This is a genomic window from Treponema sp. OMZ 906 (genome assembly GCF_024181185.1).
In the GTDB taxonomy this organism is placed as follows: Bacteria; Spirochaetota; Spirochaetia; order Treponematales; family Treponemataceae; genus Treponema.
In genome coordinates, this window is the sequence record NZ_CP051196.1 from 24,161 (window position 1) to 40,394 (window position 16,234).

At 41.6% G+C, this 16,234-nt stretch carries 17 protein-coding genes and 1 pseudogene; 11 read left to right on the forward strand and 7 right to left on the reverse strand.

All coding sequences use genetic code 11. The annotated features are described in order from the left end of the window. The first annotated feature begins 2 nt into the window (after positions 1–2). Complete coding sequence (locus E4N69_RS00100) at positions 3–224, forward strand: DUF2281 domain-containing protein (protein ID WP_253824074.1); 222 nt, start codon at positions 3–5, stop codon at positions 222–224. Then, a complete protein-coding gene (locus E4N69_RS00105) occupies positions 224–598 on the forward strand; it encodes a type II toxin-antitoxin system VapC family toxin (RefSeq protein WP_253824904.1) in 375 nt (124 codons plus the stop codon). Before E4N69_RS00100 ends, E4N69_RS00105 begins: the two co-directional genes overlap by 1 nt. A gap of 114 nt (positions 599–712) precedes the next feature. Here the strand turns inward: E4N69_RS00105 and E4N69_RS00110 are convergent, their stop codons facing one another. Continuing rightward, the gene (locus E4N69_RS00110; protein ID WP_253824075.1) at positions 713–1,759 is read right to left on the reverse strand and encodes an InlB B-repeat-containing protein; all 1,047 of its coding nucleotides are present in this window, start codon (positions 1,757–1,759) and stop codon (positions 713–715) included. Positions 1,760–1,990: 231 nt separating this feature from the next. Here E4N69_RS00110 and E4N69_RS00115 point away from each other — a divergent pair, with 231 nt between their 5' ends. Beyond that, positions 1,991–2,560 (forward strand): hypothetical protein, encoded by a 570-nt coding sequence (locus E4N69_RS00115; RefSeq protein ID WP_253824076.1) that lies wholly within the window; start codon positions 1,991–1,993, stop codon positions 2,558–2,560. A 49-nt stretch (positions 2,561–2,609) separates the two neighbouring features. On the opposite strand, the gene rsgA is transcribed toward E4N69_RS00115, so the two are convergent. Beyond that, the gene (gene rsgA / locus E4N69_RS00120; protein ID WP_253824077.1) at positions 2,610–3,560 is read right to left on the reverse strand and encodes a ribosome small subunit-dependent GTPase A; all 951 of its coding nucleotides are present in this window, start codon (positions 3,558–3,560) and stop codon (positions 2,610–2,612) included. Further along, positions 3,560–4,348, reverse strand: coding sequence for a glutamate racemase (gene murI, locus E4N69_RS00125; RefSeq protein ID WP_253824078.1), 789 nt, complete (start codon positions 4,346–4,348; stop codon positions 3,560–3,562). Before murI ends, rsgA begins: the two co-directional genes overlap by 1 nt. Before the next feature lie 131 nt (positions 4,349–4,479). On the opposite strand from murI, the gene E4N69_RS00130 reads away from it, so the two are divergent. After that, the gene (locus E4N69_RS00130) at positions 4,480–6,264 is read left to right on the forward strand and encodes an ABC transporter ATP-binding protein (RefSeq protein ID WP_253824079.1); all 1,785 of its coding nucleotides are present in this window, start codon (positions 4,480–4,482) and stop codon (positions 6,262–6,264) included. A gap of 114 nt (positions 6,265–6,378) precedes the next feature. After that, positions 6,379–6,498, forward strand: a pseudogene (locus E4N69_RS12735) (AAA family ATPase); the annotation flags it as partial. An 18-nt stretch (positions 6,499–6,516) separates the two neighbouring features. On the opposite strand, the gene E4N69_RS00140 reads toward E4N69_RS12735, so the two are convergent. After that, positions 6,517–7,029, reverse strand: a complete 513-nt coding sequence (locus E4N69_RS00140) for a ClbS/DfsB family four-helix bundle protein (RefSeq protein ID WP_253714730.1) — start codon at positions 7,027–7,029, stop codon at positions 6,517–6,519. Positions 7,030–7,113: 84 nt separating this feature from the next. Further along, the gene (locus E4N69_RS00145) at positions 7,114–8,022 is read right to left on the reverse strand and encodes a helix-turn-helix transcriptional regulator (RefSeq protein WP_253824080.1); all 909 of its coding nucleotides are present in this window, start codon (positions 8,020–8,022) and stop codon (positions 7,114–7,116) included. Between the two features lie 268 nt (positions 8,023–8,290). Between E4N69_RS00145 and E4N69_RS12740 the strand changes: the two genes are divergently transcribed. The 3 genes from E4N69_RS12740 (at position 8,291) to E4N69_RS00155 (ending at position 11,488) form a co-directional block, all read left to right on the forward strand. Further along, positions 8,291–8,518, forward strand: a complete 228-nt coding sequence (locus E4N69_RS12740; RefSeq protein WP_371922352.1) for a type IIL restriction-modification enzyme MmeI — start codon at positions 8,291–8,293, stop codon at positions 8,516–8,518. Positions 8,519–8,679: 161 nt separating this feature from the next. Further along, positions 8,680–10,578 (forward strand): ATP-binding protein, encoded by a 1,899-nt coding sequence (locus E4N69_RS00150; RefSeq protein ID WP_253824081.1) that lies wholly within the window; start codon positions 8,680–8,682, stop codon positions 10,576–10,578. After that, positions 10,562–11,488: a DUF4268 domain-containing protein gene (locus tag E4N69_RS00155; protein WP_253824082.1), complete on the forward strand. Its 927-nt coding sequence runs from the start codon at positions 10,562–10,564 to the stop codon at positions 11,486–11,488. The genes E4N69_RS00150 and E4N69_RS00155 overlap by 17 nt, the downstream gene beginning before the upstream one ends. A 56-nt stretch (positions 11,489–11,544) precedes the next feature. Here E4N69_RS00155 and E4N69_RS00160 read toward each other — a convergent pair whose 3' ends face one another. After that, positions 11,545–12,183, reverse strand: coding sequence for a GNAT family N-acetyltransferase (locus E4N69_RS00160; RefSeq protein ID WP_253824083.1), 639 nt, complete (start codon positions 12,181–12,183; stop codon positions 11,545–11,547). A gap of 200 nt (positions 12,184–12,383) precedes the next feature. On the opposite strand from E4N69_RS00160, the gene E4N69_RS00165 reads away from it, so the two are divergent. Genes E4N69_RS00165 through E4N69_RS00175 form a run of 3 tightly spaced genes read left to right on the forward strand, consistent with a single transcriptional unit; the run spans position 12,384 to position 14,782 of the window. After that, entirely contained in the window at positions 12,384–12,638 is a 255-nt protein-coding gene (locus E4N69_RS00165) for a type II toxin-antitoxin system RelB/DinJ family antitoxin (protein WP_253824084.1), read from the forward strand. 11 nt (positions 12,639–12,649) lie between these two features. Next, entirely contained in the window at positions 12,650–12,901 is a 252-nt protein-coding gene (locus E4N69_RS00170) for a Txe/YoeB family addiction module toxin (protein ID WP_253824905.1), read from the forward strand. Between the two features lie 48 nt (positions 12,902–12,949). After that, the gene (locus E4N69_RS00175; protein WP_253824085.1) at positions 12,950–14,782 is read left to right on the forward strand and encodes an ABC transporter ATP-binding protein; all 1,833 of its coding nucleotides are present in this window, start codon (positions 12,950–12,952) and stop codon (positions 14,780–14,782) included. 66 nt (positions 14,783–14,848) lie between these two features. On the opposite strand, the gene E4N69_RS00180 is transcribed toward E4N69_RS00175, so the two are convergent. Then, positions 14,849–16,228 carry an MATE family efflux transporter gene (locus E4N69_RS00180; protein ID WP_253824086.1) on the reverse strand — a complete coding sequence of 460 codons (1,380 nt, stop codon included), beginning with the start codon at positions 16,226–16,228 and terminating at the stop codon, positions 14,849–14,851. Positions 16,229–16,234 lie beyond the last annotated feature (6 nt).

Consider the following 16,234-nt stretch of genomic DNA (forward strand, 5'->3'; position numbering starts at 1 on the left):
TTATGCCATACAGTACTCTCGAAAAAAAATTGAAATTGCTTCCGCAAGCAGCGCTTGAAGAGGTATCTTCTTATGTGGACTATATTTTCTTTAAATTTACTACAGCAGAAAAAAATACTGCACCCAAAAGCTCCAAAAAAGGCTTTGGCTGTTTGAAAGATATTCCTTGCAAAATGTCACGTGAATTTGACGAACCGCTTGAAGAGTTTGCGGAGTATATGTGATGTATTTGTTGGATACTCATGCAATCATTTGGTACGTAACCGGCAGCAATGAACTTTCTTTAACAGCACGAAATCTAATGGAAACGAAACGATGTTTTTTCAGTTATGTTTCATTATGGGAAATTGCAATAAAGCAGGCGAAAGGAACACTTGATTTTAAGATTGATATTCCGAGGTTGAAGAATGTTTTGGAAAATGAAGAATTTGTGTATCTTTTTCCAACAGAATATGATGCGGAAAGAATAAAAAGTTTACCTGATATTCATAAAGATCCATTTGACAGACTCCTCATCGCACAAGCTAAAGAAAATGAATTAACCATGATAACGAGGGATGAGAACATTCCGTTGTATACGATAAAAACCATTTGGTAAAAAATCCCGATAGAAAGACTCTCTTTCTATCGGGATTACGTCTTCAAGCGTTTTTTCTTCGCTATAAAAACTTGTCGTTGAGCAGTTGTACATTGCTGCACAACTGCCGACAGTCTATTTTACAACATTTCCGTCATCATCATAGTAAATAATGGGACAAACGAAACTTTCTGCTTTTATTTTCGCTCTTTCTGTTTTTCCGCTATAAATCAACTCATCTTTGACTAAATTTATGGCATACGCATTAGATACATCGTGTTGTGTCGATGTCCAAAAATGTGCTACGTCCCCGGAAAATGATCCTCCTATATGTGTTATTTGAGAAAAAGTTGGAAGCCCCGTTATCTTTTTATCCCTTATTGCCTTAAATATAAGGAATACTTCAGCTTCTGATGGCAAATATCCGTTCGGGCTTATGTGTTTACAGTATTTTGCGGCATTATTTGTTTCATCATCATGCGAATATGCTGCTAGTATTTTTTCAGTATTTTCTTTACCGCCTCCGATGCCGTTTGACGAAATTATATTTTTTGCTAATGAACTCCATTGCTTTTTTTCGGAATTCTTTCCGGCATCAACATCCGCTGCTATATACCGCCAATTTTCTCCGATCACATTATAGTCCGTATACGTCCCTTCCAATAAAAATTGGGTTTGTATTTTATCTTTTTTACCGTGCCGGACATAGATCACCGTTTTACCATCAATAACATCTCCCATTCCATATTTCGATAAGGCAGGATAGAGCGTCATATTACCGGTAGGTTTTATTTTTTCACCGAAGGCATAGTCAACTGTCTCGCTATTTTTGCTTTTACTCCATCCTTTGATAGCTTTACTATCCTTATGTTTTACATATTCGACTTTCCACGGTTTGCCGGAGGTACTTTCACTGCCGTCTTTTGCAAGCGTTATTTCTTCCCCTGATTTTGCAGTCTGTGATTTTAGCTTCCAATCATTAGAAAAACCGGTAGTTGATGTACAATCGGGGAACTCATACGTAATTGTAAAAGTCTGCGGTTTCGGTTTTTCATCCTGTTCTTTAACTTGCGATGAGTCGATCTGAGGATTTTGCTGAGTTGGACATCCGGTCATCATAAACAGTGCACCCATAAATACACAAACCGTTCCGATAAAAGAAATCAATCTTTTTTGTTTCATTATTTTACCTCCATGGCTTAAACTGTCTTAATTATTAAAGCAGTTTAAAGTTGAAACTTCTCTTCCATATTCCCCCCCCCCCCCCCCCCCCCTCAAATGTCAAGAGTGTTTTTACTGATTTACAAAATGGAATGAAGACGTTACTCAGTAAATCAATAACCAAAGCCCTTGACTTTTCAACAATGTTGACCTAGTTTTAAAGGATTTTATATAGTATTATGGGAGATTTTTATGAAAAAAATTATATGCACTCTTGTATTGTTTACAGCGATTTATACGGCACATCTTTTTGCACAAGCGCCGGTAGATTTATTCGATCCCTTCTATGAAGATTTGTCGATTTGGGAAGGAGCAGGATTGATCAATGATGCACCGAGTATTCGTCCGTATCCTCTACAGGAAATAGAGCGACTTTTACAAATTGTCATAGAGAAAGGAGATGCTGATCAACGGCGAAAGGCTTCCGAATATCAAGCGCGATTCTTTCACCGTGCTTTTCATTTCGGAGGGCGAGTTGAATTCAATTTTGCCTCACGGGGTTCTCAAAAGCAATTTGTCATAAGTCCATTTGCCAAACTGAATTACTCAATAATGAAACTATTGACTATTTCAGCTTACGTTAGCTTTAACGGATTAAACAAGTTGGATAATGAAAACTTGTTACCTGCTTATTCCTATTCGCAAAAGGACATTGCGGATGATGACGGCAATATCGGAAAGACAAGCTGCTTGCACGGTAAGGTAAAAAAAATCCCGATAGAAAGGCTCTCTTTCTATCGGGATTATCACCTCAAGCGCTGAACAGGCCTTATGATTGCCTTGATAAATTGCCTATTTGATACTTCATTTCCTAGTATTCGTCTGCGGTAAGCAGTGTTAGTTCGTCACGCATAGAACGCCAGCTTTCGTAGCGGTCGGGGTGGATATGTCCTGCGTCCAGTTCTTCCAAGATACGGCAGCCGCGTTCGTGAATATGTGAGCAGGAAAGCCCGAAAGCACACTGTATTGCTGCGGTCTCCATTTCGGGAAAGTAGAAGATGACCTCCTCCGGTTTAATGCCCCACAGCGCAAAGTGTCTGATGCCGGGCGTATCGATGATGTTGAACGGCAGCCGCGTTCCGTCGTGAGCGGTAAAGGTCATCGGTAAAAAAACGCCCTGCGTTGTCGTATGGATACCGCGATCGTACTTAAACGAAATATCGGCGGTTTTAAGCGCAAGGCTGGGATCAAGGCTGTTCAGCAAGCTTGACTTTCCGACGCCCGACTGTCCGGTAACGGCACAGGTTTTACCCGAGAGGAGACATGCGAGCAATTCAAGGCCTTCTCCCGTCTTTGCCGATACCTCACATACCTGTATGCCGATACGCTGCCAATCTCGTATACGTTCCCGTATCGATTCCGGAATCCCCAAATCGATTTTATTTACGATGATGAGTGTAGGGATATCTTCTGCAGCGGCTTGTACCAGCGTGCGGTCGGTAAAGCGCGGTCGGAAGGGGGGATTGGCAGGAGTGGTAACGCAGAGCAGTAAATCGATATTTGCAGCTAAGAGCTGCGGACTGCGTGTTTTCTGATTCCAGCGAGCAAAACCATTGCGCCGCGGTATGAGTGCGGTGATTTGCCCCTGATCGGGATGGAGGGTATCGTATTCGATATCAACCGTATCGCCGGGCGCTAAGGGGTTGTAATACCCTCGAATTTCCTTCAGTTTTTTTCCTTTAATAGAACAGCGTACTACGTTTCCTTCGGGCGTGCGTACTGCAAAAAAGTTATTTGCGCCGCTTAATACCAGCCCCTGCATTACAGCTCTCCCTTCCAGTCGAGGTCGAAAAGCTCGCAATAGCCACGGTACAGCCGGTCGATGCGATCGGTGATTTCGCCCGTAACATAGCAGCTACTGCGGCATACTTCTACGCCGGGTAGCGGGGGGAGAACCTCCAAAGCGTGAGAGACCACGCCGGGAAGGGAATCAACAATCTTAATTGACGGCGCAGCGCATTCGGTAAAAATATCTGCAAGATGCAGAAAATGCGTACATGCCAGTACAATCGTATCGACACCGGCATCTTTAAACTGCCGGATTGCAGGCATTACCGCCTTCCGTTTTTCTTCATCAGGAGCGGTAATGAGGCCGTTTTCAATTTTTGCAACTAATTCGGGATCAGCTCGTTTTTCGATCGTGCACCTTGCAGCAAATGATTCAATGAGGTTATCAAGATACGGGTCGTTGATTGTCCGTGCCGTGGCGATAACTCCGATGCGTTTATTCGCGCTAACTTCTGCTGCGACCTTTACCGCCGGTACAGTACCGATAAAAGGAATTGAAAAGTGTTTGCGCAGCGCATCGAGGGCAGCCGTTGACATAGTATTGCACACAACAATAATCATTGCGGGATTCAACCGGTCTATTATTTTTTCCGTAACATCGAGGGCATACTTAATCACTTCCTCCCGCGTTTTTTCTCCGTAGGGAAAATGTTCCAAATCCGCTACATACGCAGCCGATGCTTGCGGTGCTTTTTTATGAAAGTACCGGAAGTATGGCAAGCCGCCTATCCCCGAATCTAAAAAAACATACTTTTTGTGCATTTAATGTAACACCTCGTAAAATAAATTCATAATGCGAAACTCATGATTTTATAATTAAGGATTATAAATTATGCACTATTCTTGAGCAAGGTGCATAGAATACAACGGATGCTCCTGTTATAATAAACGCCGTGAAAAACCTTGTTCGGCTCTTTTCATATTTAAAAGGCCATCGCCCCTTATACCTACTTGCTCTGATGTTTGTGTTGCTTGCTCAGATTGCCGCAGCTTTGCAGCCGGGCTTAATCAAAATCACTGTTGATTCGGTGTTGGGCAATGAACCGCTTACGCATACAGCCCTTGAACGGCTCGTTGCACTTTTCGGAGCGGCTGCAAAGGGGACAAACGGACTGCTTATTATGGCCGCTCTGATTCTTGCATTTGCGATATGCCGCAGTATATTTACGTTTTTGCAGATGAATACGGCAAATGCAGCAACCGAGCGGGTTATTCAAAATGTACGGAACCGGTTGTATAATCATATTCAGCTATTACCATACACATATCACGCAAATGCAAAAACGGGCAATCTTATCCAACGCTGTACCTCCGATATAGATACTATCCGCATTGCATTGTATTCTCAGATTCCCGAAACGGTCGGCTCGGTATTTTTAATTATATACACAGTCTTTTTGATGATACAGTCGAACATCAAGCTGGCGCTTGTGTCATGCGCGGTATTACCGATTACGGCTATTTTTTCCGGTATCTTCTTTTATGTAATTGAAAAACAGTTTAAAACCGCAGCAGATCGGGAAGCGGCAATGACCGCGGTTCTCCAAGAAAGTCTTACGGGTATTAGAGTGATTAAGGCTTTTACCCGTCAGCAATACGAGATGGAAAAATTCAAAACGGCCAGCGAGGCGTATATGAAGCGGAATTTGATCGTGATACGCTGCTTTGCGTTTTTTTGGTCGGGTTCCGATTTTTTATCGTACATCCAGATTTTTATCGTTATCCTCTACGGAAGCTTCTTAGCATACCGCGGTGAAATTTCAGTAGGAATGTTGATCGCGTTTATCTCGTATATCGGTATACTGATACAGCCGGTACGGCAGCTCGGACGGATTCTCGGCAATATCGGCAAGGCATGTGTGTCGGTCGGCCGTATTGAAGAGCTATTCCGCGAGGAACCTGAGGAGCTTTTCCCCACACAGAAAAAACCGGAGATTAAGGGCAACATCATTTTTGATTCCGTGTCGTTTGCTTATCCGGGAGCGGAGAATACGCCTGTTTTGGATAATGTTTCGTTCAGCATCAAACAGGGACAAACGGCGGCAATTTTAGGGCCGACCGGTTCGGGGAAAAGTTCGCTGGTGCATCTGCTTGACCGGCTTTACGACTATACATCAGGTTCTATCACAATAGACGGCGTAGAATTACATTCGATAGACAAGGGCTGGATACGGTCGCAGATAGGACTGATTTTGCAGGAACCGTTTCTCTACGCTAAAACAATTATGGAAAATATTAAACTTGCCGCTCCCGATACGAACGATGCCGCCGCACAACGATACGCCCGCATCGCAGCCTTAGACGAAGAGATTCACTATTTTGCAGACGGATATTCGACCGTTGTCGGGGAACGCGGCGTTTCTCTATCAGGCGGACAAAAACAGCGGCTGGCGATTGCACGAACACTGATAAAGGATGCCCCTATTTTGATCTTTGACGATTCACTTTCTGCAGTCGATGTGGAAACCGATGCGTCAATCAGAGCTGCCTTAAAAAAGGAGAGCAAGCATAAAACGGTGATTATCATTTCTCACCGCATCGCTACCATAAAAGATGCCGACATTATTATCGTTTTGGAAAAGGGAAAGATTACGGAACAAGGAACGCATCGTGAGCTGATACAACACGACGGCCTATATAAACGTATTTATGATATTCAGAGTAATCGAGATCGGTGATTCATAGCAAAATTGAATACCTACCGCTTCTCAGCTGCGCTCTGCATCGGAGTGATTGATTGCCGTGCCGTTTGTTAAATTACAGAAAAGCAGTAACCGTATTATAGTGACAGTATGAACATTTCACGGAAATTGCCGATCGGCGTACAGAGTTTTAAAGTATTACGGGAAGATCATTATCTCTATGTAGATAAGACCCAGTATCTTTTTCGATTAGTACAAAGCGGTCGAGTTAGTTGCGAGAGATGGCTGTTATCGTGCTCTATATTTTTTCAAGGCTTTTTTAATATCCTTGAACGCCCAATCATAGTGGCTGGAAGTTGCAGACACGCAGTAGCTGCCAAGCGTTGTCGTTCCTGTCCAATCGAAAGCGCCTTTGGAAAAAAGGTCTTCGTTGGAAAATGTTTCGATAAGCGCCATCACCTCTTTATGCGTTTTTTTGAGCATTGTTTCTGCATCGGTATATGATGTGTTTTGATGTTTTTCCCAAAAAACAACATTCATCTGAGGATAGGTTTTCCAATTATAGGGCGCCGGCAAAAAAGGGGCAGGATTCCTGTTTGTGTTTGACCGTATCCAATTCAGCAGAAGACAGTGCCACTCATATAGATGAACCAAAACATCCCGCACGTTTTTATCGCGTTCGTTCGGAACAATATCCGCGCTCTTTTCTTTGTCAGACATTTCGCCGATTAACGTCCATAGTTTTGCGAATTGTTCATTTGCAGCTTGTATTAAATCGGCTTTGGTGGTAGGTCTTGGCATAGGTTATTGTGACTCCTGTAGGATAGTAAGATGCCCTATTGTACCATAGAAAGCTGACACGGTATGTCAGGTTTGAAAAAACATTTAAACTTTTTTATGGTGCGCCGCTATTTTTTCAGCAAAATCGATTATTCCTTGTTTTAGAGTTTCCGGTTCAAGAATTTCTACCTCGGTACCGAGCGACAAAATAAATCCGTACAGCCAATGATCGATCGGAAGATATACTGAAAGCGTATACGAGCCGTCCATATTTTTTGTGATAAGATCGGGAGGAAATTCATCATAAAACCGATAGGCGATTCCGGCGGTGCATTTTAATTTTATGTTCGTAAGCGTCAGCGCATCGGAATAGTCTGTACGGTCAGGTAGCTTGTTGAGCAATTCCGTACGCTTAAATGTGCTTACTGTCTGCATAACGGAAACCATACGGTTTAACCGGAAAAGCCGATAAGCATTTTTGTCGGTACACAAACTTTCAACGTACCACGTCTTGGATTTAAACAAAAGGCGAAGCGGATAAATCGTACGCTCAGTTTTTTCTCCATAGGAACTGAGATATTCAATGCGGAGCGCACGGCATTCCAAGATGGCTTGTTTAACCGTATCGAAAATGGACGTGTCGTTTTTGTTTTCCCAGCGAGAATAATCAACCTTAACCCAATCGGCATGACGCTGAAAGACAGCAGACAATCGGTTTAAAATCGATTCGGTATGTATCTCGTCAACAGGCGATAAACATTGCAGGGCGAGCAGAATTTTATCTTGCTCTTCTTGTGTTACAATCGATTTATTGATGGTGTATGTTTCGTCAATAAAAATTCCGCCGCCTGTTCCCTGCACCGTATACACCGGAATACCGGCACAGCTTAAAATATCAATATCACGATACACGGTACGAATCGATACAGCAAATTTTTTCGCAAGCTCCTGCGCCGTCGTTCGTTTTTTATTGAGGAGAATAAAGACGATTTCAAAAAGCCGTTCGGAACGCATAACGATAAAAGTATAGCATAAAAAGCAGACGGGTTCCTATAAAGGACAATTAAAATTATAGCAGTTGCAGCGCTGATAATAGAGTTTGCATACCGGTCAACGAGTTTTAGGCCACGTATCGGCTCACCGTATTTTTATGCGCGTCATATCCGATTGTCCTGCTTTTTCTGCTGCACTTCTTAAACGGTTGTGTCCGATTTGATAAAAAAGGAAACTCAATTTATCCGTCCATAGCGATTTCCCTGATTGCCTGTACGTTTGGCCTTGCATGGAGAATGCTTGCTGTATACAGTATTATAGATGTAAAAAAACTGTTTTTTATCGCAGCCGTATTTTATTCGGCAGACTTTCGGTATTCACCAAAGCGCACGCCACCCTTGATTCCGCTGTGGATAAGCTCTATCGTAAAACAGCCTTCCTCGACGATGCCTCCTGTGTGGCTTTTTTGTTCGAGCTGTATGGGAAGAAGATGGAAGGGTTTGACTTCGCGTGCTAAGAAACAGGGGAGGGGGTAGGGATGGAAGAAACCCATATTTTATAACAACTTATAAGATTACGTAGAGAAACATCTGAGCGAATTTTCGGGGCAACTGGAAGTCTTAGAGTAAATATGATACAATTATTGTTAAATTTAGTATAAAAGCTGAGGAGAGCTTTATGAAAATAGTTACTAAACAAGCCGCTAATTTATTTTTTCCCAACACCTCTCTTGAGTATGTATACTACGAAGCTATTGCCAATGCTATTGATGCAGGAGCAACTAATATAGATATTGCCATTATTATTGATAAATTCACAGACCATAAGACATTAAATATAACAATTATTGATAATGGAGAAGGCTTCACCGATAAAAACTTTGAAAAATTTTGTAATGTTCTATCTGCTGATGACAAGCAACATAAAGGAATTGGAAGATTAGTTTTCCTTAATTTTTTCTCAAAAATTGAAATAGAAAGTACGTTTAATCAGCAGTATCGGAAATTTACCTTTGATGATGACTTTGATGGTGAATGTAATATTGCAAGAACAACTGATACTTCCCAAAAGACAAAACTTGTGTTTTCAGAATACCGGAAAGAAAAACTATATAAACATGATTTTATACGACCTGAGCCATTAAAGAAAAATATTATTTATCATTTTTTACCTCAATTATACAAATTAAAATTACAAAATAATAAATTAAAAATATCCATATCGTTAGACATACTGAAAGAGGATCCGAGTTTTGAATTCCAGCATAGTTCAGCTATTTTTGACCTAAGAGAATTACCGGAGTTAAAAGAGAAATCAATAGAGGATACGCGAAGTTTTTTTGATACCTTTAAACTTCTTTACTCGATTGAAAAAACGTATACCGAAAATAGTATCATCAGCGCTATCTGTGCTGATGATAGAACAATACCGGTTGAAATCATTACCGATAAAAATTGTATTGCCAATTATAAAATGATCTTCCTTTTATATTCCACACAATTTGATGGTAAAACAAATGCAGCAAGAGATAAAATGGATATCAGTGAATCCGACTATAAATATATACAAAAAACTTTTATAAATATGGTCGCTAAGATTATAGAAGAAGAATTGCCTGATATTAAAAAATATAACATACAAACTTCAGATGATATAAAGGCAACATATCCGCATTTGTATAGTTATGTTGATAAGATGTCAATAGGACTTGTTGATAAAAATAAATTATTGGTAGATGCTCAAGCCTCTTTTTTTAATGATCAAAAAGAAATCCTGGAGGCAGATAATTTAGATAATGAACAATATGAAAAGTCATTAAATTTGTCATCAAAAATTCTTGTTGAATATATTTTATATAGGGCAAAAATTATAAAAAAATTACAGGCAATTACAACAGATGATGATGAAGCAACAATACATAACTTGATTGTTCCTATGAAAAAAACGTATTCGAGTAGCGATAAAGTTATCGCAGACTACTTTCATAATAATGCATGGGTACTTGATGATAGATATATGTCTTACACTAAAATACTAAGTGATAAAGATATTGAAACTATCTATGGAGATATAAATGAAGAAGGAACTCATATTTATAGTGATAAGGAAACCGGTCGACCGGATATAACTATTATTTTTTCAAATGATCCCAATGCTGCACAAACATTTGATGTTGTTATCATTGAATTAAAAAAATTAGGATTGCCTATAGGCGACAAGAGAAGAATACTAGATCAATTACGAGAGAGAGCACGTCGTCTTATTCAATATTATCCCAATAAAATTCAGCGGATATGGTTCTATGGTATTATTGATTTCGACATAGAATTTGAAGCATCTTTAAGAGAAGACAGTTTCAAAAAAGTTTTTTCACTGGGAGATGTGTATCATAAATTACAATCGATAATACCTGATCCGCGTAAAGCTGAGGAAGTTGATGTTGATGTTTTTATTTTATCATATCATACAATGTTGAATGATGCAGAAGCTCGAAATAATACATTCTTAGAACTTCTTAAAAAAAGTATGAACTCATCGGTGGAAGATAAGGAAGAAAGATATGCAGAATTTAACTAAGTTAGAAGAGATAAAAGATTTGCGAACAATATGGCCACATGAGGCTATAGATTTTACTCCATGGCTTTCGCAAGACGATAACATAGCGCTTCTTGCCGATGCAGTAGGCTTTGATATTACGGTAGATGGTACAGAAACTTCTGTGGGTGATTTTAAAGTAGATATATTCGCGTCAGAAACAGGGACAGACAGAAAAATTATTATTGAAAATCAACTGGAAGACACAAATCATGACCACCTCGGGAAGTTGATAACCTACGCGGCCGGTAAATCAGCAGATATGATTATATGGGTCGTAAAGCACGCTCGTGAAGAACATAAAGCGGCAATCGAATGGCTGAATAATCATACCGATGATAGAATTGGCTTCTTTCTCTGCGAGATTAAACTCTATCGTATTGGGAATTCTAATCCAGCTGTAAAATTTGAAGTTATTGAGAAGCCGAACGATTGGGCAAAAGAAGTAAAAAGTAGTGAAGTGGCTAATGAAACACAACAACAACGGTATAATTATTGGGTTGAATTTCAAAATTATGCTTTCCAAAATCAACTATTTGCAAATAATTTTAATCGTAGAAAGCCCTCTCAAGATCACTGGATGAATTTCAGTATAGGATCATCTGCTTGTCATATTGCGGTATCACAAATTCAAAAACGCAATGAACTGGATTTGGAACTATATATCAGTGAAGATAAAGACCTATTCCATTCTTTATTACAGAATAAGAACTCTATTGAATCAGATTCAGGATTAACTTTTGATTGGCGAGAATTACCGGAAAGAAAGGCGAGTAGAATCGTTATCAAGAAAAATGTTATTTTTACTGATAGAGCGCAATGGAAAGAACAGTTTGACTGGTTGATAGATACTATGATTAAAATGAAAAAAACATTCAAGAGATACCTGTAAAATCGATTATTGCAGCATTGTTTATCCACACAACCGGTCAACTATTCCCGCTTATTTCAGTCAAAAATCTGTCCGGGCAGCTTTAACTTCTCTTTGTACGGAAAACCTGCCTCATACACAGCGAAGTCATTCGGATGTTCATCGCAGACAGCATAGCCCTTCGGCGTAGCATATTCTCCGGTAATACCGGTCAGATAGCCGGGAATTAATTCTTTACAGAGAAAGAACGAAGCATCTGCGCCTTCCGGCAATCCGTGATACCTGATACCGTATGCACTCGCGTAGGTAAATCCGCTCTTGTCGTAAAAATCGATATTGCCTTCAAAGCACACCGCACCGCAGCCGAGCGCCATTGCTTTATCAAGAGAATAATCCAGCAGTATTTTTCCGTAGCCCTGCCGCTTTAGTTCCGGCGCAATACAAATCGGTCCCATCGTCATAATCGGAAGATCGCGTCCGTCATCAGTTTTAATCAGAGCCCTGACAAAGATATTCTGCCCGATCAGCTTCCCGTCTTTTTCCATCACAAAAGCAAGCTCGTGCACAAATGCCGGATCATCCCGCAGCTGCTTGAGAATATAATGTTCCTGACACCCCGGACGGTACACATTCCAAAAACTTTCTCGTACAAGGTTTTCAACATCACGGTATTCTTCTTTTCTTTCCAAACGGATGATATAGTCGTTTTTATTCATTGTAAGTTCCTTATGCAGAGAAATGTTTGTCCGAATAGTATTGATAGGCAGTGTAGAAGTGTCAATATGATGATGTAATATTGCACGAATAACCGGTAGTACAAAGTCAACAAAACTTCCGGTATGATATCTCTAAAGTTGAAATTATATTGACACTATCAATAAATCTATCTACAATAAAGATAAAAGGAGCTACTACTATGGCACAGACAAACATAAATATCCGTATGGACGAGAACCTAAAAAAGCAGTTTGAAGCTTTTTGTTCCGACATTGGGATGACTATGACAACAGCATTTTGCGTATTTGCAAAAACGGCGGTTCGGAAACAAAAAATACCGTTTGAAATATCAACGGATCCGTTTTACAGTGAAAGCAACATGGCTCACTTACGCCGCGGCATTGAGGCTCTGAATGCTGGGAAAGGCGTAGAGCATGAGCTTATCGAGGCATAGAATGAAAAAAAATATGGTTTGATGAAGCTTGGGAAGATTATGAATATTGGCAACTACAAGATAAAAAAACAATAAAGCGTATCAATATGCTGCTTAAAGATATTGAACGGGGAAGCTTTGACGGTATAGGTAAACCGGAGTCTCTAAAGGGCGAATTGAGCGGGTTTTGGAGTCGCCGTATTGATGACGTGAATAGGCTTGTGTACCGAGTGAGTAAAAATACTTTAGAAATCCTTTCCTGCCGTGGACATTACGAGAATTAATTGAATTTTTTGAAAAGCCCCAATACATTGTAACGACAAGGTACTATTATGGAACAAGATCAAGAAAACGATTACAACCAAAAGTTTAACGGCGGAGTTTGGAAGCGGATTGTAAAAGAATTTGCGTTCTTTAAATTGCTCTTTATTTTAGGTTTCATTTTTTCAGGGCTTGAAGGAATCTGCGCAATTGCACAACCTAAAATCACCAACTATGTTATCGACGTTTTTGTAAAAGAGCGGAATTTACAGAATTTTATTCCGGTCGTTGTGCTGACCAGTGTCTTCATAGTGTTCGCAGTTCTCGTTACGTTTTTCTACATTATGACAATCGGCACGGTCGAAGTAAAGATGTGCAATCGCTTACGAATCCGTTGCTTTAATCATTTACAAAGTCTTTCTCTTTCATTTTACGATGCGAATTCAGTCGGCTCTCTTATGTCGCGTATCGCCTCGGATATCAATAAATTATCGGAGCTGGTGGCGTGGGGCATATCCGATTTATTGTGGGGCTTTTTTATGTTATTCGCGCTCATCTTTACGATGTTCCATGACAATATCAAACTCGCCCTTATTGTATTAACGACATTCCCACTGATTATTGCATTGAGCATTTATCTGCGTGCAAAGATATTAAAAGCGCAGCGGAGAGTACGGGCGGTAAATGCGCAGCTGACGGCGGCATATAACGAAGATATTCAAGGCGCAAAGACGACCAAGACGCTCGTGCGAGAGGAGTTGAACGCAAAAGAGTTTTTCGCCAAAACGGAGAAGATGAAGGCTGCTTCGATACGTGGAATTTTGCTTTCTTCTATTTTGATGCCTTCGGTACAGATTATCGGATCGTTAGGTACGGGGCTGGTTGTCTTTTACGGCGGAAATGCTGTTATCTCGCAGGCGATTAGTTTGGGACTGCTTGTTGCATTCCTTTCGTATGTTACTCAGTTCAACGCCCCGCTTGCAGGAGCATCCACGCTATTTGCGGAACTGATATCGGCACAAGCAGCGGCGGAACGGATTTTTGCACTGCTGGAAGAGAAGCCTGATATTCAGGATACGGAAGCGGTTATCAAAAAATACGGCGCCGCGCTTAATCCGACGGAAGTGCAGCGTCCTGCTATAAAAGGAACCGTACGGTTTGAGCACGTATCATTTTGGTATAAGGAGAGCGAACCCGTTTTAACCGATTTTAATTTGACGGTGCAGGCCGGTGAAACGCTTGCTCTCGTCGGTTCTACCGGGGCGGGAAAGTCGACTATCGTAAATTTATTTTGCCGATTTTATGAGCCGAAGCAGGGACGTATTTTAATTGATGGAATCGACTACACTGAAATGCCGGAAACATGGATACACGAAAACCTCGGCTATGTACTGCAATCACCTCATTTGTTTTCGGGCACAATCGAAGAGAACATCCGCTACGGCAAGCTTGATGCAACGGAAGAAGAAATTATCGCGGCGGCAAAGCTCGTGGACGCTCACGAATTTATTTCCACGATGCCGGATGGCTACCAAACGCAGGTAGGCGAAGGCGGCGGCTTACTTTCAACGGGGCAAAAGCAGCTGATTTCGTTTGCACGTACGCTTGTGCGGAATCCGCGCCTGTTTGTGTTGGACGAGGCCACTTCTTCCGTCGATACGGAAACGGAACAAAAAATTCAAAAAGCGATTGCCGCCGTGTTGAAAAACAGAACCTCGTTCGTAGTGGCGCACCGCCTTTCCACTATCCGCAATGCCGATAAAATCATCGTTATCGAAAAAGGCAGGATGATTGAGGCCGGTACGCACGAAGAACTGCTGCAGAAAAAAGGACACTACTATCAGCTTTATTCGATGCAATTCCTGCAGGAAAAAGAAGGCATCATGCAGGGCAAAAGAGCGTGATTGTTCCGTATGAAAGCCGGAATCCTCGGCACCCTGCGTAGTGCCGTATTGCTTTTTTATAAACCCTTACGCAACAGTCAAATTCTTTACCCACCGCTCTTTTTTCAGTTGATGTCTGGCGATGAGCAGTTTAAGAAAATCACTGAGCTTTGCAAGTCCGAACATCGCAACGGGCGAAAGCGCGGTACAATAGGTGAAAATAAGCATTACCGGCAAAAATACCATTGAGTTGACGCTGATATCGACCCATGCGCCAAGTTGAGCATCACCGCCCGCGCGGGAAATTGCAAGCTGCGTATTAAGGTACGACCACAGCGGCATATAAAGCGCGATAACCCATATAAGATTCCGCGTGATGATATGTGAGGCCGGCGAAAGCCGGATAAACACAACGGGAATAAGAAACACCGTGAGAGCCTCGCAGATGCCGACGAAGATACCGAAGATAAAAAACCCCGAAAGGAACCATCGCGCCTGTTTGCGGGCTTCGTCCAATTTATTTTGTCCGAGCGAACTGCCGACGATTATACGTACGCAGGTAAAAATCACCGGAAAAATTAAAAAGAATATATTTGCAATCGTCCAACCGGCAGCCATGCCTGCGACGACCTCCGCCCCACCGCGGCTGTTGTACAGTGCCGCGACAATCGTTTCGGTTCCCACCCACGAAATATCGGATGCAAACACCAAACCGAGCTTCTTAACCATCTGCATGAACAATTTCCATCGGACTTTCCAAAGCGACAATATCCGTACATAAAATGCAGGTTTTTTGATATGCACGTAGGCAAGCAGCAGAACAACTTCGGTACAGCGAGCTATCAGCGTCGCATACGCAGCGCCCTTTACCTCCAGACGCGGTGCCCCGAAATTCCCATAGATCAGAATGTAATTTCCACAGGTGTTGATCAAGGTAGAGATAATTGCGCTGTACATAATAATCTTTACATTGCCGATGTCACGCAGGGAAGAGGTAATCGCGGTAGAAAAGGCAATAGGGATAAAGGTAAGTAGGATAATATGCAGGTACCGTTGCCCCTCTGCAACGATTTCCGGCGCCTGCTGATTCCTATGAACTAAAAAGCCGAGGATATGTCCTGAAAAAAAGAATGAGAAAACCGTAAACAGCGCGGCACAGGCAAGCATCATAATCTGCTTAAACCGGTACGTTTGCTGCATTCCGCCTGCATCTTTTGCGCCGTTAAATTGGGACATAAACATACCGCCGGTTTCGGCAAACGTCCCGATCGTTGTCAAGAAGAGGAAGGTGAATTGATTGGTGATATTGACCGCGCTCATTTTGATGTCGCCCAACCCGCCGACCATAAAGTTATCAATCAGCGAAACGAGGCTCTGCACAAAGGTTTGAATCATTACCGGTATGGCGAATCCGAGTGCCGTCCGGTAAAAATGAACCGGCCCCAGCGAAAATCTTTTAAATTGCATTTTCTT